The sequence below is a fragment of the Variovorax sp. LjRoot290 genome, from assembly GCF_964253985.1.
Lineage (GTDB): Bacteria > Pseudomonadota > Gammaproteobacteria > Burkholderiales > Burkholderiaceae_C > Variovorax.
The window spans coordinates 4,372,110-4,391,345 of sequence record NZ_CAXURW020000001.1 but is presented as its reverse complement, the minus strand read 5'-3'; the positions used below and the strand labels follow the sequence as shown (position 1 = coordinate 4,391,345).

The 19,236-nt window shown below is 67.3% G+C and carries 17 protein-coding genes; 5 read left to right on the top strand and 12 right to left on the bottom strand.

All coding sequences use genetic code 11. The features are described 5' to 3' along the window. Positions 1 to 12 precede the first annotated feature (12 nt). From ACSQ9A_RS21840 to hemA, 6 genes are all read right to left on the bottom strand, one after another. The gene (locus tag ACSQ9A_RS21840; protein WP_436305149.1) at positions 13 to 999 is read right to left on the bottom strand and encodes an AAA family ATPase; all 987 of its coding nucleotides are present in this window, start codon (positions 997 to 999) and stop codon (positions 13 to 15) included. 112 nt (positions 1,000 to 1,111) lie between these two features. After that, positions 1,112 to 1,600: a cupin domain-containing protein gene (locus ACSQ9A_RS21835; RefSeq protein ID WP_436305148.1), complete on the bottom strand. Its 489-nt coding sequence runs from the start codon at positions 1,598 to 1,600 to the stop codon at positions 1,112 to 1,114. A 19-nt stretch (positions 1,601 to 1,619) separates the two neighbouring features. Next, positions 1,620 to 1,946: a Grx4 family monothiol glutaredoxin gene (grxD, locus tag ACSQ9A_RS21830; RefSeq protein WP_126837402.1), complete on the bottom strand. Its 327-nt coding sequence runs from the start codon at positions 1,944 to 1,946 to the stop codon at positions 1,620 to 1,622. Between the two features lie 29 nt (positions 1,947 to 1,975). After that, positions 1,976 to 2,827: a peptide chain release factor N(5)-glutamine methyltransferase gene (gene prmC / locus ACSQ9A_RS21825; RefSeq protein ID WP_436306339.1), complete on the bottom strand. Its 852-nt coding sequence runs from the start codon at positions 2,825 to 2,827 to the stop codon at positions 1,976 to 1,978. Next, positions 2,827 to 3,915 (bottom strand): peptide chain release factor 1, encoded by a 1,089-nt coding sequence (gene prfA, locus ACSQ9A_RS21820; RefSeq protein ID WP_436305147.1) that lies wholly within the window; start codon positions 3,913 to 3,915, stop codon positions 2,827 to 2,829. Before prfA ends, prmC begins: the two co-directional genes overlap by 1 nt. Before the next feature lie 95 nt (positions 3,916 to 4,010). Next, positions 4,011 to 5,282 (bottom strand): glutamyl-tRNA reductase, encoded by a 1,272-nt coding sequence (hemA, locus tag ACSQ9A_RS21815; protein ID WP_093105776.1) that lies wholly within the window; start codon positions 5,280 to 5,282, stop codon positions 4,011 to 4,013. An 83-nt stretch (positions 5,283 to 5,365) separates the two neighbouring features. Here hemA and ACSQ9A_RS21810 point away from each other — a divergent pair, with 83 nt between their 5' ends. Further along, entirely contained in the window at positions 5,366 to 5,644 is a 279-nt protein-coding gene (locus ACSQ9A_RS21810) for a hypothetical protein (RefSeq protein ID WP_436305146.1), read from the top strand. A gap of 13 nt (positions 5,645 to 5,657) precedes the next feature. On the opposite strand, the gene ACSQ9A_RS21805 is transcribed toward ACSQ9A_RS21810, so the two are convergent. The 6 genes from ACSQ9A_RS21805 to ugpB all read right to left on the bottom strand — a co-directional run bounded on the left by ACSQ9A_RS21805 (position 5,658) and on the right by ugpB (position 12,996). Then, the gene (locus ACSQ9A_RS21805; RefSeq protein ID WP_436305145.1) at positions 5,658 to 8,060 is read right to left on the bottom strand and encodes a DUF3772 domain-containing protein; all 2,403 of its coding nucleotides are present in this window, start codon (positions 8,058 to 8,060) and stop codon (positions 5,658 to 5,660) included. A gap of 43 nt (positions 8,061 to 8,103) precedes the next feature. Then, positions 8,104 to 8,850, bottom strand: coding sequence for a glycerophosphodiester phosphodiesterase (gene ugpQ / locus ACSQ9A_RS21800; RefSeq protein ID WP_436305144.1), 747 nt, complete (start codon positions 8,848 to 8,850; stop codon positions 8,104 to 8,106). Beyond that, on the bottom strand, positions 8,847 to 9,854 hold the full coding sequence (gene ugpC / locus ACSQ9A_RS21795) for a sn-glycerol-3-phosphate ABC transporter ATP-binding protein UgpC (protein ID WP_436305143.1): 1,008 nt from the start codon (positions 9,852 to 9,854) through the stop codon (positions 8,847 to 8,849). The genes ugpQ and ugpC overlap by 4 nt, the downstream gene beginning before the upstream one ends. An 11-nt stretch (positions 9,855 to 9,865) precedes the next feature. Then, complete coding sequence (gene ugpE, locus ACSQ9A_RS21790) at positions 9,866 to 10,717, bottom strand: sn-glycerol-3-phosphate ABC transporter permease UgpE (protein ID WP_436305142.1); 852 nt, start codon at positions 10,715 to 10,717, stop codon at positions 9,866 to 9,868. Position 10,718: 1 nt separating this feature from the next. Next, positions 10,719 to 11,600, bottom strand: a complete 882-nt coding sequence (gene ugpA, locus ACSQ9A_RS21785) for a sn-glycerol-3-phosphate ABC transporter permease UgpA (protein WP_436305140.1) — start codon at positions 11,598 to 11,600, stop codon at positions 10,719 to 10,721. Positions 11,601 to 11,685: 85 nt separating this feature from the next. Next, positions 11,686 to 12,996, bottom strand: a complete 1,311-nt coding sequence (gene ugpB, locus ACSQ9A_RS21780) for a sn-glycerol-3-phosphate ABC transporter substrate-binding protein UgpB (protein ID WP_436305139.1) — start codon at positions 12,994 to 12,996, stop codon at positions 11,686 to 11,688. A gap of 193 nt (positions 12,997 to 13,189) precedes the next feature. On the opposite strand from ugpB, the gene serA reads away from it, so the two are divergent. The 4 genes from serA (at position 13,190) to ACSQ9A_RS21760 (ending at position 19,233) form a co-directional block, all read left to right on the top strand. Continuing rightward, the gene (serA, locus tag ACSQ9A_RS21775) at positions 13,190 to 14,419 is read left to right on the top strand and encodes a phosphoglycerate dehydrogenase (RefSeq protein ID WP_436305138.1); all 1,230 of its coding nucleotides are present in this window, start codon (positions 13,190 to 13,192) and stop codon (positions 14,417 to 14,419) included. Positions 14,420 to 14,504: 85 nt separating this feature from the next. Further along, positions 14,505 to 18,383, top strand: coding sequence for a DUF3683 domain-containing protein (locus ACSQ9A_RS21770; protein WP_436305136.1), 3,879 nt, complete (start codon positions 14,505 to 14,507; stop codon positions 18,381 to 18,383). Then, complete coding sequence (locus ACSQ9A_RS21765; protein ID WP_436305134.1) at positions 18,380 to 18,820, top strand: HIT family protein; 441 nt, start codon at positions 18,380 to 18,382, stop codon at positions 18,818 to 18,820. The genes ACSQ9A_RS21770 and ACSQ9A_RS21765 overlap by 4 nt, the downstream gene beginning before the upstream one ends. Next, positions 18,820 to 19,233 carry a gamma-butyrobetaine hydroxylase-like domain-containing protein gene (locus ACSQ9A_RS21760; protein ID WP_093105804.1) on the top strand — a complete coding sequence of 138 codons (414 nt, stop codon included), beginning with the start codon at positions 18,820 to 18,822 and terminating at the stop codon, positions 19,231 to 19,233. The genes ACSQ9A_RS21765 and ACSQ9A_RS21760 overlap by 1 nt, the downstream gene beginning before the upstream one ends. The last annotated feature ends 3 nt before the right edge of the window (positions 19,234 to 19,236 follow it).

The window sequence follows — 19,236 nt, the reverse complement described above, 5'->3', positions numbered from 1 at the left end:
TGACCGCAGGACTTACTGGACGAAGCCGATCCGGCTGCGCCCGGCGCTCGCACGCGGCAGGTCGTCGATGCGCACCTCGTCGCGGCCGGCCAGCCGGGCGTTGCCGAAGCCGGTCATCAGCGCGCGGCGCATCTCGCGCGGCGCGAGCGTCGCCAGGTGGTCGAGCACGTCGCCGGAAGGCTCTTCGGCCAGGAGCCGGCCCCAGTCGTGCTCCTTGCGGATCGAGGCATAGAGCTGGCGCGCGATCTGCCGCGCCGCCTCGGGTGAGGGCGCATCGACCTCGAACACGTTCATGCGGTTGAGGATGGGCTCGGGGATGCCGCGCAAGTCGTTCGCCGTCGTGATCCAGATCACCTGGCTGGCATCGATCGGCACTTCGGCGAACTCGTCGACGAAGGCATGGGCGGTGTCGTGCTCGAGCAGGCTGTAGAGCGCGCCCAGCGGGTCGTACTGGGCGTCGGCGCCGGCCTTGTCGATCTCGTCGATCACCATCACCGGGTTGGCGTACTGCCCGTCGACCAGCGTCTCGAACACCTTGCCCGGCTTGGAACCCTTCCATTGGGACGATGCGCCGGAGAGCAGCCAGCCGGCGGTCATCGAGTTCATCGGCACCAGCGACATGCCGGTGCCTAGCAGTTCGGCCAGCTTCTTCGCGAAGTGGGTCTTGCCGATGCCGGGCGGGCCGAGCAGCAGCATCGGCGTGACTTCGAGCCCGTCGCGGCTGTCCTGGGCCAGCGCGACATGGCGGCGCACGTCGTCGAGCACTTCGGTGAAGTTGGGCAACTGGGCGTAGAGCGCAGCCATCTCGGGGACGCCGCTGGGCTTGACCTGGAAGCGTTCGGGGCCGCGTTCGAGCATGCGCTCGTAGGTGGTCCGCAGGTGTTCGTGGTCGCGCTCGGGGAGCTTGGCGAGTTTGCGCTCGACGTCGTGCGTGCGGAAGACGCTGCGCAGGTGGGCCACCGGCAGCTGGAAGGACGCGGGAACCAGATCGCGAGACATGCGGGAATCCATGGGACACCTCCGACTTCGAACACTCGGGTACAGCATAAGCCGTGCCCGATGTCCGTGCGTGTCTACGTTTTCTCGCTTTTGGGGTTTTGTGGCCGGGACTTCAGACGCCACCGTGCGGGTGTGTCGGGTCGACCCACAGCACCGACTCGGGCTTCTCGACCGGTTCGATGTCGAGATTGACCGCCACCGCCTCGCCATCGCTGCGGCAGAGCACGCATTCGAGCGCCTCGGTCGTGCTGGCGTTGATTTCCTGATGCGGCACGTAGGGCGGCACGTAGATGAAATCGCCCGGCCCGGCCTCGGCCGTGAATTCGAGGTGCTCGCCCCAGCGCATGCGCGCGCGCCCGCGCACCACGTAGATCACGGATTCGAGGTGCCCGTGGTGGTGGGCGCCGGTCTTCGCATTGGCATGGATGGTCACCGTGCCGGCCCAGAGCTTCTGGGCGCCGACGCGCGCGAAGTTGATCGCTGCGGCCCGGTTCATGCCGGGCGTCTGGGCCGTATTGGTATCGAGCTGGTTGCCTGGAATCACGCGTACGCCGTCGTGCTTCCAGGCGGGATCGCCGTGATCGGCGTGATCGTGGCTCATGGACCGGCCGAGAAAAAGCTCAGGCCGGGCTGCCGTTGAGCATCTGCTGCAGTTCGCCCGACTCGTACATCTCCATCAGGATGTCCGAGCCGCCGACGAATTCACCCTTCACGTACAGCTGCGGAATCGTCGGCCAGTTGCTGTATTCCTTGATGCCCTGGCGAATGGCGTCGTCCTCGAGCACGTTGACGGTCTTGAGCGTGCGCGTGTCGACGCCCACGGCCTTGAGAATCTGGATCGCGCGGCCGGAGAAGCCGCACATGGGAAAACTGGCGTTGCCCTTCATGAAGAGCACAAGATCGTTGGTCTTGACGAGATCGTCGATACGTTGCTGGGCGTCGGTCATGGGGGACTCCAAAAAGTAAGCTGGGCGGATTATTTCACCGTGCGCCAGATCCCGCCGGAGCAGCGCGCGATGCCGGCGAGGTCGTCGCGGCTTTGAACTTCGGCGAAACCGCGGACTGCCAGCAGTTCCCGGACCGGGGCGGGCTGGTCGTAGCCGTGCTCGAGCAGCAGCCAGCCGCCGTCGCGCAGGTGCTCGGGCGCCGCCTGGACGATGCGGCGGATGTCGGCTAGACCGTCCGGCCCCGAAACCAGGGCGCCCTGCGGTTCGTGGCGCAGGGCGGCCAGATGGGCATCATCGGCCGCGACGTAGGGCGGGTTCGAAACCACCAGGTCGTAGCTGGTGCCGGCGCCGTCCAGCCAGTCGGCTTCGACGAAGCGGACGGCCAAGTCGAGCCGCTGCGCGTTGGCGCGGGCAACGGCCAGGGCATCCGCGCTGGCGTCGACCGCCGTGACCTGCGCATCGGGGCGGGCGTGCCGGATGGCCAGCGCGATCGCGCCGCTGCCCGTGCCGAGGTCGATCACCGACGGCGCTGCGCGGCCTTCCAGGCATTGCAGTGCCCAGTCGACCAGGGTTTCGGTGTCCGGCCGCGGCACCAGGACGCGCGCGTCGACCTGCAGGCCGAGCCCGTGGAACTCCTTCTCGCCGACCAGGTAGGCGACCGGTTCGCCGGCCACGCGGCGGGCACAGAGTTCGGCGAAGCGCAGCCAGGCGCTTTCCGGCAGCGCATCCGTGTCGTGCGCCAGCAGCCAGGCACGGTCGTCCAAGGGCCGGCCCAGCACATGCAGCAGCAGCAGCTGGGCATCGAGCCGCTCCACGCCCAGCGCCGCGGCCGCGGCGAGCATCTCTGCCGCGGTGGAGGGCGAATTCGGGACCGGCGGCATCACGCGGGCAGGCTCGCTTCCAGCTCCGCCAGCTGTTCGGCCTCGCGCGCCGACTGCAGCGCTGCCAGCACGTCGCCCAGGTCGCCTTCCATGATCGCCTGCAGCTTGTAGAGCGTGAGGTTGATGCGGTGGTCGGTGAGCCGGCCCTGCGGGAAGTTGTAGGTGCGGATGCGGTCGGAGCGGTCGCCGCTGCCGATCAGGCCCTTGCGCAGCGCGGCGTCCTTGGCCGCGCGCTCGCTGCGGTCTTTTTCCTGGATGCGGGCCGAGAGCACCTGCAGCGCCTTGGCCTTGTTGCGATGCTGGCTGCGGTCGTCCTGGCACTCGGCGACGATGCCGGTGGGGATGTGCGTGATGCGCACCGCTGAATCGGTCTTGTTGATGTGCTGGCCGCCGGCGCCGCTGGCGCGGTAGGTGTCGATGCGCAGGTCGGCGGGGTTGATCTGCACGGCCTGCGTTTCGTCGGGCTCGGCCAGCACGGCGACCGTGCAGGCGCTGGTGTGGATGCGGCCCTGGGTCTCGGTCGCGGGCACGCGCTGCACGCGATGACCGCCGGACTCGAAGCGCAGCTTGCCGAAGACCTCGTCGCCCGCGATGCGCACCACCACCTCCTTGTAGCCGCCGAGCTCGCTCTCGCTTTCGCTCACGATCTCGCAGCGCCAGCCGGTGCGCTCGGCGTAGCGTGTGTACATGCGCAGCAGGTCGCCGGCGAACAGCGCCGACTCGTCGCCGCCGGTGCCGGCGCGGATTTCGAGGAAGGCGTTGCGCGCGTCGTCAGGGTCCTTGGGAAGCAGCAGGCGCTGGAGTTCGTCCTCGAGCTGCCGCAGCTCGGCTTCGGCGCTCGCGATCTCCTCCTGCGCCATCTCGGCCATGTCGGGATCGTCCTGCATCTCGCGCGCGCCAGCCAGGTCCGACTCGCGCTGCAGGTAGCGCGCGTAGCGGCCCGCGATCTGCGTCACCTCGGCGTGCTCGCGCGAGATGGTCCGGTACTGTGCCATGTCGGACATGATGTCTTCACGCGAGAGCAGGAAGTCGAGTTCGCCGAGGCGTTGCGCGTAGCGCTCGAGTTGGTGGCGGAGAAAGGGTTTCAAGGGAGGCGGGCGGAAAGCGGGAAGAACAGGCCGCGCGATGCGCACGGCGACGGGGCGTGGGCTGCGGCGTGCGCAACCGGGCACGGCCGGCGTCGCTAACGCTCTTTGCGCAGGAACAGCCGCGAAATGGCCTGCGCCGTGTGCTCGCGGGCGCTGGCGTCGCCGGCATGCAGCTCGGCCATCGCGCCGTGCAGCATCTTTTGCGTGAGGCCGCGCGACAGTGCCTCCAGCACGGCCTCGACCGGCTCGCCCTTGGCCAGCAGCTTGCGCGCGCGGGCCAGTTCCATGGCGCGCCATTCGTCCGTCTGGGCATTGAGCTGCTGGATCAGCGGCACGGTGCCGCGCTGATCCAGCCAGTGCATGAAGCTGCGCACGCCGGCGTCGATGATGACTTCGGCCTCCGCCACCGCGGCCTGGCGGCTGGCGTGGCCTTGCTGCACGACCTGCGCCAGGTCGTCGACCGTGTAGAGATAGATGTCTTCGAGCGCCTTGACCTCGGGCTCGATGTCGCGCGGCACCGCGAGGTCGACCATGAACATCGGGCGGTGCTTGCGCAGCTTCAGCGCGCGTTCGACCGCGCCGAGCCCGATCAGCGGCAAGGTGCTCGCGGTGCAGCTCACGACGATGTCGAATTCGGCCAGGCGCGCGGGCAGATCGGCCAGCCGCATGGCCTCGCCGCCGAAGCGCGAGGCCAGCTTTTCGCCGCGCTCCAGCGTGCGGTTGGCGATGACGATGGATTTCGGCTCCTTGGCCGCGAAATGCGTCACCGCCAAGTCGATCATTTCGCCGGCGCCCACGAACAGCACGCGCGTCTGCTTCAGATCCTCGAACAGCTGCGCGGCCAGCCGGACGGCCGCGGCCGCCATGCTGATCGAATGGGCACCGATCTCGGTGGCGGTGCGCACTTCCTTGGCGACGGCGAAGGAGCGCTGGAACAGCTGGTTCAACGTGCTGCCCAGCGAGCCGGCCGTCTCGGCGGCGCGCACGGCGTCCTTCATCTGGCCGAGGATCTGGGCCTCGCCCAGCACCATCGAATCGAGGCCGGCAGCGACGCGGAAGGCGTGGCGGGCAGCCTGGTCGTCGTGCAGCGTGTAGGCATGCGAGCGCAGCAGGGCCGGGGCGACGCCGCCGCTCTCGGCCAGCCATTCGACCGTGTGGTCGAGCGCCGGGTGCTCGGCCGCGCAGTAGATCTCGGTGCGGTTGCAGGTCGAGATGATGGCGGCCTCCACGTCGGGATGCCGGTGGGAGCCGAAGGAATGCCGCAGGCTCTGCAGCGTGGGGGCTATCTGGTCGATCGCGAACGCGAACCGACCGCGCAGGTCGAGCGGCGCGGTCGTGTGGTTCAAGCCGAGAGCCCAGACTGTCATAACGGCTGATTATAAAATCCGCCGCCGCCATGGGCCGCCGCATTTGCGGATGGCCCTCAAAACCCGCGGCGCCTTTGCCTTCCATGCCCGCGCTCGATTTCCTGATTCACCTGCTCAACTTCGCGGCGCCGGCCTTCTTCGTCGCGCTCCTGCTCGCGTTGCTGTTTCGGCTTGCCATGCACAAGCGCAGCGCCGCGACCGGGCTGTGGACGCAGCTTGCCGTCAACTTCGCTGCCGGTCTGGCCGTGCTGATCGCCGGCCTGATCTTCTTCGGCCGTGACGGGCAGATCGCGACCTATGCCGCGCTGGTGGCGGTCTGCGGCACCGTCCAGTGGTGGCTCCTGCGCGGCTGGCGCGGCTGAACCGGCCTTTGGCTCAAACCGGCAAGGGCGGCGTCGGCGCGGGCGGCGCCGGCGGCTCTGTCGGCGACATCACCATGGTGGGCACCGCCAGCGGCAGCCCGGCCTCCTTGAGCAGGTCGAGAATGGCGAAGAGCAGGTCGCTGCGTACCCCGCCGGCGAGGCGCGGGCTCTGCACGTAGGCGATCGCCTGGAAGATCAGCATGCCGTTCTCGATGCCTTCGAGCGTGACCGTGGGCGCGGGCGAGAGCAGCACGCCGGCATGATCGGCGCAGGCCGCCAGCATCAGCTCGCGCGTGCGCTGGGCGTCGGTGTTGAGCGGCATCGGCAGGCGGATCAGCACGCGGCCCTCGGCGTTGGCCAGCGTCATGTTGCGCACGGTCTTGGTGATGAACTCCGAGTTCGGCACGATCAGCGTGGAGCGGTCGCCCAGCTGGATTTCGGTGGCGCGCACGTTGATGCGCCGCACATCTCCTTCGGCATTGCCCAGCACCACCCAGTCGCCGACCTTGACCGGGCGCTCGGCCAGCAGAATCAACCCGGAGATGAAATTCTGGACGATCGCCTGCAGCCCGAAGCCGATGCCGACCGACAGCGCGCTCGCCACCCAGGCGATGCGTTCGATGCCGATGCCCAGCGCCGACAGCGCGAAGGCGACCACCAGGATGCCGCCCACATAGCCGAGCAGCGTCGTGATCGAGCTCTGCATGCCGGGCTCGAGCGCGGTCTGCGGCAGGTAGTGGGCCTCCAGCCACTTCTTGATCACGCGCAGCACGACGAAGCCGACCGCCAGCACCGCGACCGCGCTGAAGATCGCGCCCGGGACGAGCTCGAACTCGCCGATCTTCACGCCGGTGCCGAACTTGCCGCTGCGCTGGAACACCTCGCCCGGGCTGGTGCCCAGCGGCGTGGCCAGCGCGATCACCATGTAGAAGAACAATGCGACGCGGCTGAGGCCCGAGAGCACCACGGCCGCCTGGTCCAGCGTGCGCGGCGCGAAGCCGAAGCTCTTCTGCAGCTTCTGGCCGAAGTCGCTGCGCGAAGACACCAGCGCCATGAACAGGTCGTCGGCGAACTTGAACAGCACGTAGAAGGCCGATGCGACGATGCCGGTCCAGGTGAGCTGGCTGGCGAGGAAACTCGCCATCGCGACGTAGCCGACCGCCACCAGGATCCAGATCACGATCACCGCCAGCGCCACGGCGCTCAGCAGGAAGCTGATCCACATCGGTCGTTCGGGCTCGGCGGGCGGCGGCTGGGCCGCCTCCGTCGTGGGGGCGGCCGCGGGCGCAGCCTGCGGCTCGCGCAGGCGCCAGAGCATCGTGCCGATCAGCGCGGTCAGTGCCAGCGCGGTGACCACGTGCGTCGCGACCACCGCCGCGAAGCTGGCGTCCACCACCGCATTGATCTGGGTCGGTGCCCAGACCAGCACGGCGATCAGCGCGGTGAGCCAGGGGAAGGGCGCCAGGCGCCGGGCCATCTCGTCGGGGATCGGCGGCAGCCGCCAGGAGGGCCGGCCGTTGGACAGCAGCGCGCGGCCCAGGCCGACCACGAAGGCGATGAAGATGATGGACTGCACCACCGCCTGGGCCAGCTTGCGGATCTGTGGTCCCCATATGCCGTGGCGGTCGAGCGTGGCGAACACGCCCTGCGCCGCCAGCGCCACCAGCAGCACGTTGACGGCCACGATCGCGAGCACCAGCAGCGAGCGGCGCAGCCGCCCGGCCGGCAGCACGCGCGCCGCCAGTTGCGCCAGCCCGCGCTCGGCGGCCCAGTTGCCCAGCAGCACGAGCAGCAGCGCCACGGTCATGCTCGCCAGCGCTGCCGTTCGGTGCGCCGGCTCCAGCGCGGTGTCGAAGCTGGCTCGGAGCTCGTCGCCGAGCGTGGCCAGGCGTTCCACGTCGGCAGGCCAGGCGTCGCTGATGTCGAACCAGAACTGGCGGCCGAGCGGCGAGGGCGCGCGCTCGGTGAGCTGAGCCTCGAACAGCGCGCGGCGCTTGGCCAGCAGCTCGCTGCCGCGCTGCTGCGCATCGACCGTGACCAGGCGCGCCAGGCGGATGTCGGCGTCGAGCGCGTTGCGATCCTTCAGCAGCGCCGCGCGCTGGCGCGTGATGTCGGGATCTTCGGCCGCGGCGCCTTCGGCCGGCGGGTTGCCCAGCTCGCCCAGGCGCGCGTTGAGGTCGTTGAGCTGCCCGGTGCGCGAGGCGATGAACTTGTCGGCCTGGACACCGATGGCGTTGATGCGGGCGATGAGCTCGCGCACCTCGGCGTTGCTCTCGACGGAGTCGGGAATGCGGTCGAGCTGGGCCCGCAGATCGGCCACCGTGGCTTCCGGCGGGGCGGCGGTGCTCTGTGCAAAGGCGCCGCCGCAGAGGACGGCGGCCAGCAGCAGGGCCGCGAGGCGGTGCATCCAACTCATGGCTTCATCATAGAAGGGCTTCGCATCCGCCCCGCGCGCGGACTCAGGCCGCAGGACTGAATCGATCGACGCGGTCGGTGATGATGCCGTCGGTGCCGAGCCCGATCAGCCGCTTCGCCAACCACTCGTCGTTGACGGTATAGCTCAGCGCGCGCAAGCCGGCGGCATGCACCAGCGCCACGGTGGCAGCGTCCCACAGCGCATAGTTGCAGACGATCGCCGCGCAATCGAGTCGGCGCGCGGTGTCGAGCCAGCCCTCCCGCAGCGTGTCGAGCAGCAGGCCGCGCGGCAGTTCGGGCTGGGCCGACCGCGCACCCTCCAGGGATTCGGGCGCGAAGGAGGTCAGGAGGGGCGGCGCGACGGCCGAGCCGGCCCACAGCCGAGCGGCGAGCTGCGCGACGCGTCCGCCGGTGTTCAGTTCGACGCCCGGCGTCGGCTTGATCTCGATGTTGAGCGCGTAGCCGTTGGCGAGGCAGAAGCGGATCAGGGCTTCGAGGCTGGCAAGCGGCTCGCCGGCGTAGCGGCGCGAATGCCAGGCGCCGGCGTCGAGCTGAGTCAGCTCCGACCACGCACGCTCACCGGCGACGCCATGACCGTTGCTGGTGCGTTGCAGCGTGCTGTCGTGCAACAGAAAAGGGACGCCGTCGGCGCTGAGCTTCGCATCGCACTCGAACATGCGGTAGCCGTACTCGGCACCGAGGCGGAAGGCGGCGAGCGTGTTCTCGGGGGCCAGCTTGCCGGCGCCGCGGTGGGCGATCCAGCGGGGATAGGGCCAATCCTGCATGCTCATTCGGTGCGCTTGCCGGAACCGGAGTCGAACCAGTGGAGTTTGTCCTGGCGCGCGGCGATTTTCACGGTGTCGCCGGTGGTCGGCGGGGTGTTGCCCTCGTCGACGCGCATGATCAACTGCTCGTCGCCGATGCGGCCGTAGATCAGCCGCTCGGCGCCCAGCAGTTCGACATGCTCGACCTGCACCGACCAGCCCTCCGCATCGAGGACCAGGTGCTCGGGCCGAATGCCGAGGATGGTGCCCGGCCGCACGCCCGGTGCGTGCTTCAGCAGATTCATCGGCGGCGAACCGATGAAGCTCGCGACGAAGGTGGTGGCCGGGCGCGAATAGACCTCTTCGGGCGTGGCGAACTGGTCCATCACGCCGGCGTTCATCACGATGATGCGTTGCGCGAGCGTCATGGCCTCGACCTGGTCGTGGGTGACGAACAGCGAGGTGATGCCGAGCTCGCGGTGCAGCTTCTGGATCTCGATGCGGGTCTGCGCGCGCAGCTTGGCGTCGAGGTTGGACAGCGGCTCGTCGAACAGGAACACCTGCGGCTGCCGCACGATCGCGCGGCCCATGGCCACGCGCTGGCGCTGACCGCCGGAGAGTTCGCGCGGCTTGCGCGCGAGCAGGTGGCCGAGCTCGAGGATCTTGGCCGCCTTGTCGACCCGCGTCTTGATCTCGGGAACCGGCACCTTGGCGATCTTCAGGCCGTAGGCCATGTTGTCGAACACCGACATGTGCGGGTAGAGCGCGTAGTTCTGGAACACCATCGCGATGTCGCGCTCGGCCGGCTCGAGGTTGTTCACCACGCGATTGCCGATGGAGATTTCGCCGGCGCTGATCTCCTCGAGGCCCGCGACCATGCGCAGCAGCGTGGATTTGCCGCAGCCCGAGGGCCCGACGATGACGATGAATTCGTGGTCACCGATCTCGGCACTAACGCCGTGGATGACCTGGTTCGACTTCGGCCCGTGGCCGTAGCGCTTGATGACGTTGCGAATGGATAGAGCTGCCATGTCTTGTTTCTTTATTTCTCGGTGTCCACGAGGCCCTTGACGAACCACTTCTGCATCAGCACCACGACGATGGCCGGCGGCAGCATGGCGAGGATGGCCGTGGCCATCACGACATTCCATTCGTTGGCGGCATCGCCGCCGGCGATCATCCGCTTGATGCCGATCACCACCGGGTACATGTCCTCGCTGGTGGTCGCGAGCAGCGGCCAGAGGTACTGGTTCCATCCGTAGATGAACTGGATCACGAACAGCGCCGCGATCGAGGTCTTCGACAGCGGCACCAGCACGTCCTTGAAGAAGCGCATGGGCCCGGCGCCGTCCATGCGCGCAGCTTCGATCAGTTCATCGGGCACCGTCAGGAAGAACTGGCGAAACAGGAAGGTGGCGGTTGCCGAGGCGATCAGCGGCACCGTGAGGCCAGCGTAGCTGTTGAGCATGCCGAGGTCCGACACCACCTGGTAGGTCGGGCCGATCCGCACTTCCACGGGCAGCATCAGCGTGACGAAGATCGCCCAGAAGCACAGGCCCTTCAAGGGAAAACGGAAGTACACGACCGCGAAGGCCGAGAGCAGCGAGATTGCGATCTTGCCGAAGGTGATAACCAGCGCCGAGACCAGGCTCACCCACATCATGCGGGCCACCGGCGCAGTGGAGCCGGCGCCGGCATCGCGGCCGAACAAGGCGGCCTTGTAGGTTTCCCACAGGTGCGAGCCGGGAAGGAGCGGCATCGGTGCCTGCACGATCTCCTGCGCGGTGTGGCTGGAAGCCACGAATGCGAGGTAGAGCGGAAAGGCGACGATCAGGACGCCGAAGATCATCACGGCGTGCGCCAGGATGCCGAGGGTCGGGCTTCTTTCAACCATGTCAGTAGTTCACTTTTTTCTCTACATAGCGGAACTGAATCACCGTCAACGCGATGACGATCACCATCAGCACCACGGACTGCGCGGCCGAGCCGCCCAGGTCCATGGCCTTGAAGCCGTCGTAGTACACCTTGTAGACCAGGATCGCCGTGTCCTTGCCCGGCCCGCCCTGGGTCGCCGCATCGACGATCGCGAAGGTGTCGAAGAAGGCGTAGACCACGTTGATCACGAGCAGGAAGAAGGTGGTGGGCGAGAGCAGTGGGAACTGCACCGTCCAGAAGCGGCGCCAGGGCCGCGCCCCGTCGATCGCGGCCGCCTCGATCAGCGACTTCGGGATCGACTGCAGGCCGGCCAGGAAGAACAGGAAGTTGTAGGAGATCTGCTTCCAGACTGAGGCCATCACGATCAGTGTCATCGCGTGCGTCGAATTGAGCAGGTGGTTCCAGTCGATGCCGATCTTGCCGAGCGCATAGGACACCACGCCCAGCGCCGGCGAGAACATGAAGACCCACAGCACGGCAGCCACCGCCGGCGCCACGGCGTAAGGAAGGATCAAGAGGGTCTTGTAGAGCATCGCGCCGCGCACGATGCGGTCCGCGAAGACGGCCAAGAGCAACGAGAGGCTGATGCCGATCACCGCCACCAGCACAGAGAAGAGGGCAGTGGTCTTGAAGGACTCCACATAGCTCGGGTCGTCGAACAGCTGCCTGAAGTTCTGCAGGCCGACCCACTCGGTCGAACTGCCGAAGGCATCCTGCACCTGCATCGATTGCATCAGCGCCTGGCTGGCCGGCCAGAAGAAGAACACGGTGATGACGACCAGCTGCGGCGCGAGCAGCGCCCACGGCAGCCAGCCCGATCGAAAGACGACGCGTTTTTCCATGAGCGATACCTGATAAAAGTTCCGCCCCGGCTGCACGGCAGGCGGGGCGGTGGATGTTAGCCGCTCAGACGCGACAACAAGCGCGTCAGCTCTTGTTTGCCTTCTGGAACCGCTCCAGCAGTTCGTCCCCCCGCTTCACGATCGAATCGAGCGCTTCCTTCGGCGCCTTCTTGCCGGACCAGACCTGTTCGAGCTCCTCGTCCTCGATGGCACGGATCTGCACGTAGTTGCCCAGGCGGATGCCGCGGCTCTTGTCGGTCACCTTGCGGATCATCTGGGTCACGGCCACGTCGGTTCCGGGGTTCTGCTTGTAGAAGCCCGACTTCTCGGTGAGCTGGTAGGCCGCGGTGGTCACCGGCAGATAGCCGGTGCGCTTGTGGCTGGCGGACTGGACTTCAGGCGTCGAAACGAACTTGAAGAACTCGGCCACGCCCTTGTACTCGGCCGGCTTCTTGCCCGACATCACCCAGAGGCTGGCGCCGCCGATCACCGTGTTCTGCGGCGCGCCCTGTACGTCAGGGTAGTAGGGCAGCGGTGCCAGACCGTAGCTGAACTTGGCGTTCTTGGCCACGTTGCCGTAGAAGCCCGAGGAGGTGTTGATCATCGCGCACTCGCCGGAGACGAAGCTCGCTTCGGGCACGTTACCGCGGCCCTTGTAGATGAACAGGCCCTGCTTGGACATGTTCGAGAGGTTCTCGATGTGGCGCACGTGCAGCGGCGAGTTGATCTTCATGCGCGCGTCCAGGCCCGACAGGCCGTTGTTCTTGGTCGCGAACTCGACGTTGTGCCAGGCGGAGAAGCTCTCGAGCTGGGTCCAGCCCTGCCAGGCGGTCGTGAACGGACACTTGTGGCCGGCCGCCTTCAGCTTGGCGGCGGCGGCGACCACCTCGGGCCAGGTGCTCGGCGCCTTCTCGGTGTCGAGGCCGGCGGCCTTGAAGGCGTCCTTGTTGAAGTAGAAGATGGTGGTCGAGCTGTTGAAGGGGAAGCTCAGCATCTGGCCGTTCGGCGCCGTGTAGTAGCCGGCCACGGCGGAGATGTAGGCGCTCGGGTCGAACTTGGCGCCCGCGTCCTTCATGACCTGGGCCACCGGGATGATCGCGCCCTTGCTGGCCATCATGGTGGCGGTGCCCACTTCGAACACCTGCAGGATGTGGGGCGCATTGCCGGCGCGGAAGGCCGCGATCGACGCCGTCATCGATTCGTCGTAGGTGCCCTTGTAGGTGGGTACCACCTTGTATTCCTTCTGGCTCTCGTTGAACTGCTTGGCCAGGTCGTTGACCCATTCGCCGTTGACGGCGGTCATGGAATGCCACCACTGGATCTCGGTCTGTGCCATCGCCGGTGTGAAGAGCGTTGCGGCAAGGGCCGAGGCCAAGGCGAGCGTATTGAATCGCATGAAGACTCCTGAGGGGAAAGAAAAGCGCGGATGCTAGGCGGCGCGTATGACACGGCTGCGTCACATTTGTCGCACGGCGAGGGGGCTCGTCCAACCGGGGAAACCCTTTTGGCGCATGGCCGCACACCCCGCTTGCTGCGCCGCACCATGCTAGCATCGCCCTCCGATTTTTCAGCCCGTCGCCGGGGCTTCCATGAGCAAGACCTCCCTCGACAAAAGCAAGATCAAGTTCCTTCTGCTCGAAGGCATCCACCCCTCGGCGGTCGAGGTGCTGCGGGCCGCGGGCTACACGAGCATCGAGACGCTCGCCGGCGCGCTGCCGGAGGCGGAGCTCAAGGCCCGCGTCGCCGACGTGCACTTCCTGGGCATCCGCTCGCGCACGCAGCTGACGGCCGAGGTGTTTGCCGCTGCGCAGAAGCTGGTCGCAGTCGGCGCCTTCTGCATCGGCACCAACCAGGTCGATCTGGATGCGGCGCGCGAGCACGGCGTGGCGGTCTTCAACGCGCCTTACTCCAACACGCGCTCGGTGGCCGAGCTGGTACTGGCCGAGGCCATCCTGCTCTTGCGCGGCGTGCCCGAGAAGAGTGCGGTGGCGCATCGCGGCGGCTGGCTCAAGTCGGCCGAGAACGCCTTCGAGATCCGCGGCAAGACGCTGGGCATCGTGGGCTACGGCTCCATCGGCGCGCAGCTGTCGGTGCTGGCCGAGGCGCTGGGCATGCAGGTGGCTTTCTTCGACGTCGTCACCAAGCTGCCGCTGGGCAACGCGCGCCAGGTGCGCGAGCTGCACGATCTGCTGGCGCAAAGCGACATCGTGAGCCTGCACGTTCCGGAGACCCAGGCCACGCAGTGGATGATCGGCGCGGCCGAACTCGCGGCCATGAAGCCGGGCGCGATCCTGATCAACGCCTCGCGCGGCACCGTGGTCGAGATCGATGCGCTGGCCGAATCGCTCAAGCAAAAGAAGCTGCTGGGCGCCGCGATCGACGTGTTCCCGGTCGAGCCGCGCAGCAACAAGGACGAATTCCAGTCGCCGCTGCGCGGGCTGGACAACGTGATCCTCACGCCGCACATCGGCGGCTCGACGATGGAGGCGCAGGCCAACATCGGCGTCGAAGTGGCCGAGAAACTGGTGAAGTACAGCGACAACGGCACCTCGACCTCCTCGGTCAACTTCCCCGAGGTGGCGCTGCCGGCGCACCCGGGCAAGCACCGGCTGCTGCACATCCACCGCAACGTGCCGGGCGTGCTGTCCGACATCAACCGCGTGTTCGCCGAGAACAACATCAACATCGCCTCGCAGTTCCTGCAGACCAACGAGAAGGTGGGCTACGTGGTGACCGACATCGATGCCGCGTACTCCGATCTCGCGCTCGAAAAGCTGGCGAAGGTGCCCGGCACCATTCGCAGCCGGGTCCTCTTCTAGACTCCCGGGCAAGGTGCGCGGGGCTGACTTAAAATTCATGCCCCTGGTTCATGGGCGCGCAGCGCCCGACCGAGGCCACTCCCCGATGAATGCTCCGACCGCGTTGACGGCGTTGTTGTCGCAGGCCGAAGAGCCCGCGCGATTGCGTGAGATCCCTTACAACTACACGAGTTTTTCCGATCGCGAGATCGTGATCCGCCTCCTGGGCGAGCGCGGCTGGGAACTGCTGCAGACGCTCCGGGCCGAGCGCCGCACCGGTCGTTCGGCGCGCATGCTCTACGAGGTGCTGGGCGACATCTGGGTGGTGCAGCGCAATCCCTACCTGGTCGACGATCTGCTGGACAACCCGCGCCGGCGCGGCCAGCTGGTCGATGCGCTCAACCACCGCCTGTCCGAGGTGCAGAAGCGCCGCACGCCGGACGCGGCCGCGCAGCGCGACGCGCTGGTCGGCGAGCTGACCGCGCTGGTGGCCCAGGCGGTGCAGGCCTTCGACACCATGTTCCGCGATGTGGCGGCGCTCCGGCGCAAGGCTACGCGGGCGCTGGGCCGGCTCACGGCCAAGGACAACATCAAGTTCGACGGCCTCTCGCGCGTGTCGCACGTGACGGATGCGACCGACTGGCGGGTCGAATACCCCTTCGTCGTGCTCACGCCCGACACCGAGGTCGAGATGGCCGGGCTGGTCAAGGGCTGCATCGAGCTGGGGCTCACCATCATTCCGCGCGGCGGCGGCACCGGCTACACCGGCGGCGCGATCCCGCTGACCTGGAACAGCGCCGTCATCAACACCGAGAAGCTCGAGGCGATGACCGAGGTCGAAATGGTCTCGCTGCCCGGGCTCGATGCGCCGGTGCCCACCGTCTGGACCGAAGCCGGCGTGGTCACCCAGCGCGTGGCCGATGCGGCCGAGCGCGCGGGCTTCGTGTTCGCGGTCGACCCCACCTCGGCCGAAGCCTCCTGCGTCGGCGGCAACGTCGCGATGAACGCGGGCGGCAAGAAGGCGGTGCTCTGGGGCACCGCGCTCGACAACCTGGCCTCCTGGCGCATGGTGACGCCCGAGGCCGAGTGGCTCGAAGTCACGCGCATCGGCCACAACCTCGGCAAGATCCACGACGCCGACAGCGCGGTCTTCGATCTGCAGTACTTCGCGGCCGACGGGAAGACCAAGCTGCGCAACGAGCGGCTCGAGATCGTCGGCAAGACCTTCCGCAAGGAAGGCCTCGGCAAGGACGTGACCGACAAGTTCCTCTCGGGTCTGCCCGGCATCCAGAAGGAGGGTTGCGACGGCCTCATCACCAGCGCGCGCTGGGTGGTGCATCGCATGCCGGCGCACACGCGCACTGTCTGCCTGGAGTTCTTCGGCAATGCCAAGGACGCGGTGCCCAGCATCGTCGAGATCAAGGATTTCATGTTCGCGGAGCAGAAGCGCTCCGGGGTGCTGCTGGCCGGTCTCGAACATCTGGACGACCGCTACCTGAAGGCAGTGGGCTACGCGACCAAGTCCAAGAAGCACGGTGGCCTGCCGAAGATGGTGCTGTTCGGTGACATCGCCGGCGACGATGCCGATGCGGTCGCGCGCGTGACCTCCGAGGTGGTGCGCATCGCCAACTCGCGCAGCGGCGAAGGCTTCATCGCGATCAGCCCCGAGGCGCGCAAGAAGTTCTGGCTCGACCGCAAGCGCACGGCCGCCATCAGCAAACACACCAACGCCTTCAAGATCAACGAGGACGTGGTGATCCCGCTGCCGCGCATGGCCGAGTACACCGACGGCATCGAGCGCATCAACATCGAGCTCTCGCTTCAGAACAAGCTTGCGCTCGCCGACGAGCTCGAAGCCTTCTTCGTGCGCGGCAATCTGCCGCTGGGCAGAAGCGACGATGCCAGCGAGATTGCGTCGGCCGAGCTGCTGGAAGACCGCGCCGCCCAGGCCGCGGCGCTGGTGCGCGAGGTGCGGGCGATGTGGCAGGGCTGGCTCGATGACATCGAAGCGCTGTTCCCGCAGCTGCAGGACCACTCGCTGCGCGCGAGCTGGAAGACGCAGATCCGTGCGCCGCTTGCGGCCATCTTCAGCGGCGCCGAGTTCGCGCCGATCCTGGCCGAGTGCAATGCCATCCACCAGCGCGTGCTCAAGGGCCGCGTCTGGATCGCGCTGCACATGCACGCGGGCGACGGCAACGTGCACACCAACATCCCGGTCAACAGCGACAACTACGAGATGCTGCAGACCGCGCATGCCGCGGTGGCACGCATCATGGTGCTGGCACGCAGCCTCGACGGCGTGATCTCGGGCGAGCACGGCATCGGCATCACCAAGCTCGAATTCCTTTCCGACGCGGAGCTGCAGCCCTTCACCGACTACAAGAAGCGGGTCGACCCGGAAGGGCGCTTCAACAAGGGCAAGCTGCTGCGTCCCGTGCTCGGCGATGGCGGCCCGCTGCATGCCGACTTGACCAACGCCTACACGCCCAGCTTCGGCCTCATGGGCCACGAATCGCTGATCATGCAGCAGAGCGACATCGGCGCCATTGCCGACAGCGTGAAGGACTGCCTGCGCTGCGGCAAGTGCAAGCCGGTGTGCGCGACGCACGTGCCGCGCGCCAACCTGCTCTACTCGCCGCGCAACAAGATCCTCGCGACCTCGCTCCTGGTGGAGGCTTTCCTCTACGAGGAGCAGACCCGGCGCGGCGTCAGCATCAAGCACTGGGAAGAGTTTGAGGACGTGGCCGACCACTGCACGGTGTGCCACAAGTGCCTGACGCCTTGCCCGGTCGACATCGACTTCGGCGACGTGTCGATGAACATGCGCAACCTGCTGCGCAAGATGGGCCAGAAGTCCTTCCGGCCCGGCAATGCGGCGGCGATGTTCTTCCTCAACGCCACCAATCCGCAGACCATCAAGATGATGCGCACCGGCATGGTCGATATCGGCTTCAAGGCCCAACGCCTGGCCAACGACCTGCTGCGGGGCCTGGCGAAGAAGCAGACCGCGGCCCCGCCGGCCACGCTGGGCCCGGCGCCGGTCAAGGAGCAGGTGATCCACTTCATCAACAAGAAGATGCCGGGCGGGCTGCCCAAGCAGACCGCGCGCGCGCTGCTGGACATCGAGGATGCCGACTACGTGCCGATCATCCGCAACCCGAAGGCGACCACCTCCGAGACCGAGGCCGTGTTCTATTTCCCGGGCTGCGGCTCGGAGCGTCTCTTTTCGCAGGTGGGCCTGGCCACGCAGGCGATGCTGTGGCATGCGGGCGTGCAGACCGTGCTGCCGCCCGGCTATCTGTGCTGCGGCTACCCGCAGCGCGGCAGCGGCCAGTACGACAAGGCGGAGAAGATGATCACCGACAACCGCGTGCTGTTCCACCGCGTGGCCAACACGCTGAACTACCTCGACATCAAGACGGTGGTGGTGAGCTGCGGCACCTGCTACGACCAGCTGCAGGGCTATCAGTTCGACAAGATCTTCCCGGGCTGCAGGATCATCGACATCCACGAGTACCTGCTCGAGAAGGGCATCACGCTAGGTGACGCCGCTGGTGGCGGCTACCTGTACCACGACCCCTGCCACAGCCCGATGAAGCTGCAGGATCCGATGAAGACCGTCAAGGCGCTGGTCGGCGACAACGTGCTCAAGAACGACCGCTGCTGCGGCGAGTCCGGCACGCTGGGCGTGACGCGCCCGGACATCTCGACGCAGATCCGCTTCCGCAAGGAAGAGGAGCTGAAGAAGGGCGAGGCCGCGCTGCGCGACAGCGGCATGGTGGGGCCCAAGGCCAACGTCAAGATCCTCACCAGCTGCCCGAGCTGCCTGCAGGGCCTGAGCCGCTACGGCAACGACCTGAACAACGGCCTGCTCGAAGCCGACTACATCGTGGTCGAGATGGCGAACAAGATCCTCGGCGACGACTGGATGCCCGAGTACGTGGCCGCGGCCAATCAGGGCGGCATCGAACGCGTGCTGGTATGACGCGCGCGGCTGGCTGCCCTTTGTGCGACGAGCCTGGCGGACGTCTGGTCTTCGAGGCTGCGAAGTTTCGCGTCGTCCATGCGGCGGAAGCGGGCTTTCCCGCGTTCTATCGCGTCGTCTGGAAAGACCACGTGGCCGAGTGGTCCGATCTGGGGCCGGAAGACCGCGCGTTGTGCATGGATGCGGTGGTCGCCGTGGAGCAAAGCCTGCGCAACGCCCTGGCGCCGGCCAAGATCAACCTCGCGGCGCTGGGCAACATGGTTCCCCACCTGCACTGGCACGTGATCGCGCGCTTCGATTGGGACCCGCGTTTCCCGGGGTCGGTCTGGGCCGAAGTGCAGCGCGAGCGCGATCCGGAACGCGAGGCCGGGATCGAGGTCAAACTGCCATCGCTGGAACGCGAGATGATCCAGCGCCTGGCGACTAGGAGTTTCTGATGGCAGGTTTGCAAGCCGGCGCGCCGACGCCGCAATCGATCACCGTGCACAACCAGTCGCGCGTGCTCGAAGTGGGCTTTTCCGACGGTGCCACCTTCCGCATCCCCTTCGAGCTGATGCGCATCTATTCGCCCTCGGCGGAGGTGCAGGGACACGGGCCGGGCCAGGAAGTGCTGCAGACCGGCAAGCGCAACGTCGGTCTGCTGGACCTGCAGCCGGTCGGCAACTACGCGGTTCAACCGAGCTTCTCCGACGGCCACGATACCGGCATCTTCTCGTGGGACCTGCTGTACGAACTCGGCGCCAAGCAGGACGAACTCTGGGCCGAGTACGAGCGGCGCCTGGCCGCTGCGGGCGTCGACCGCGATGCGCCGATGGCCGAGAAGGGCGGCCACGCCTGTGGCAGCCACTGAGCG

What these genes read in the sequence shown, in the direction of transcription:
- ACSQ9A_RS21805 (WP_436305145.1), bottom strand. Translation starts at nt 8,060, where the DNA reads ATGAGTTGGATGCACCGCCTCGCGGCCCTGCTGCTGGCCGCCGTCCTC.
- ACSQ9A_RS21770 (WP_436305136.1), top strand. Translation starts at nt 14,505, where the DNA reads ATGAATGCTCCGACCGCGTTGACGGCGTTGTTGTCGCAGGCCGAAGAG.
- ugpE (WP_436305142.1), bottom strand. Translation starts at nt 10,717, where the DNA reads ATGGTTGAAAGAAGCCCGACCCTCGGCATCCTGGCGCACGCCGTGATG.
- ugpC (WP_436305143.1), bottom strand. Translation starts at nt 9,854, where the DNA reads ATGGCAGCTCTATCCATTCGCAACGTCATCAAGCGCTACGGCCACGGG.
- ACSQ9A_RS21840 (WP_436305149.1), bottom strand. Translation starts at nt 999, where the DNA reads ATGTCTCGCGATCTGGTTCCCGCGTCCTTCCAGCTGCCGGTGGCCCAC.
- serA (WP_436305138.1), top strand. Translation starts at nt 13,190, where the DNA reads ATGAGCAAGACCTCCCTCGACAAAAGCAAGATCAAGTTCCTTCTGCTC.
- ACSQ9A_RS21835 (WP_436305148.1), bottom strand. Translation starts at nt 1,600, where the DNA reads ATGAGCCACGATCACGCCGATCACGGCGATCCCGCCTGGAAGCACGAC.
- ACSQ9A_RS21810 (WP_436305146.1), top strand. Translation starts at nt 5,366, where the DNA reads ATGCCCGCGCTCGATTTCCTGATTCACCTGCTCAACTTCGCGGCGCCG.
- grxD (WP_126837402.1), bottom strand. Translation starts at nt 1,946, where the DNA reads ATGACCGACGCCCAGCAACGTATCGACGATCTCGTCAAGACCAACGAT.
- hemA (WP_093105776.1), bottom strand. Translation starts at nt 5,282, where the DNA reads ATGACAGTCTGGGCTCTCGGCTTGAACCACACGACCGCGCCGCTCGAC.
- prmC (WP_436306339.1), bottom strand. Translation starts at nt 2,827, where the DNA reads ATGCCGCCGGTCCCGAATTCGCCCTCCACCGCGGCAGAGATGCTCGCC.
- ugpA (WP_436305140.1), bottom strand. Translation starts at nt 11,600, where the DNA reads ATGGAAAAACGCGTCGTCTTTCGATCGGGCTGGCTGCCGTGGGCGCTG.
- ACSQ9A_RS21765 (WP_436305134.1), top strand. Translation starts at nt 18,380, where the DNA reads ATGACGCGCGCGGCTGGCTGCCCTTTGTGCGACGAGCCTGGCGGACGT.
- ugpQ (WP_436305144.1), bottom strand. Translation starts at nt 8,850, where the DNA reads ATGAGCATGCAGGATTGGCCCTATCCCCGCTGGATCGCCCACCGCGGC.
- ACSQ9A_RS21760 (WP_093105804.1), top strand. Translation starts at nt 18,820, where the DNA reads ATGGCAGGTTTGCAAGCCGGCGCGCCGACGCCGCAATCGATCACCGTG.
- ugpB (WP_436305139.1), bottom strand. Translation starts at nt 12,996, where the DNA reads ATGCGATTCAATACGCTCGCCTTGGCCTCGGCCCTTGCCGCAACGCTC.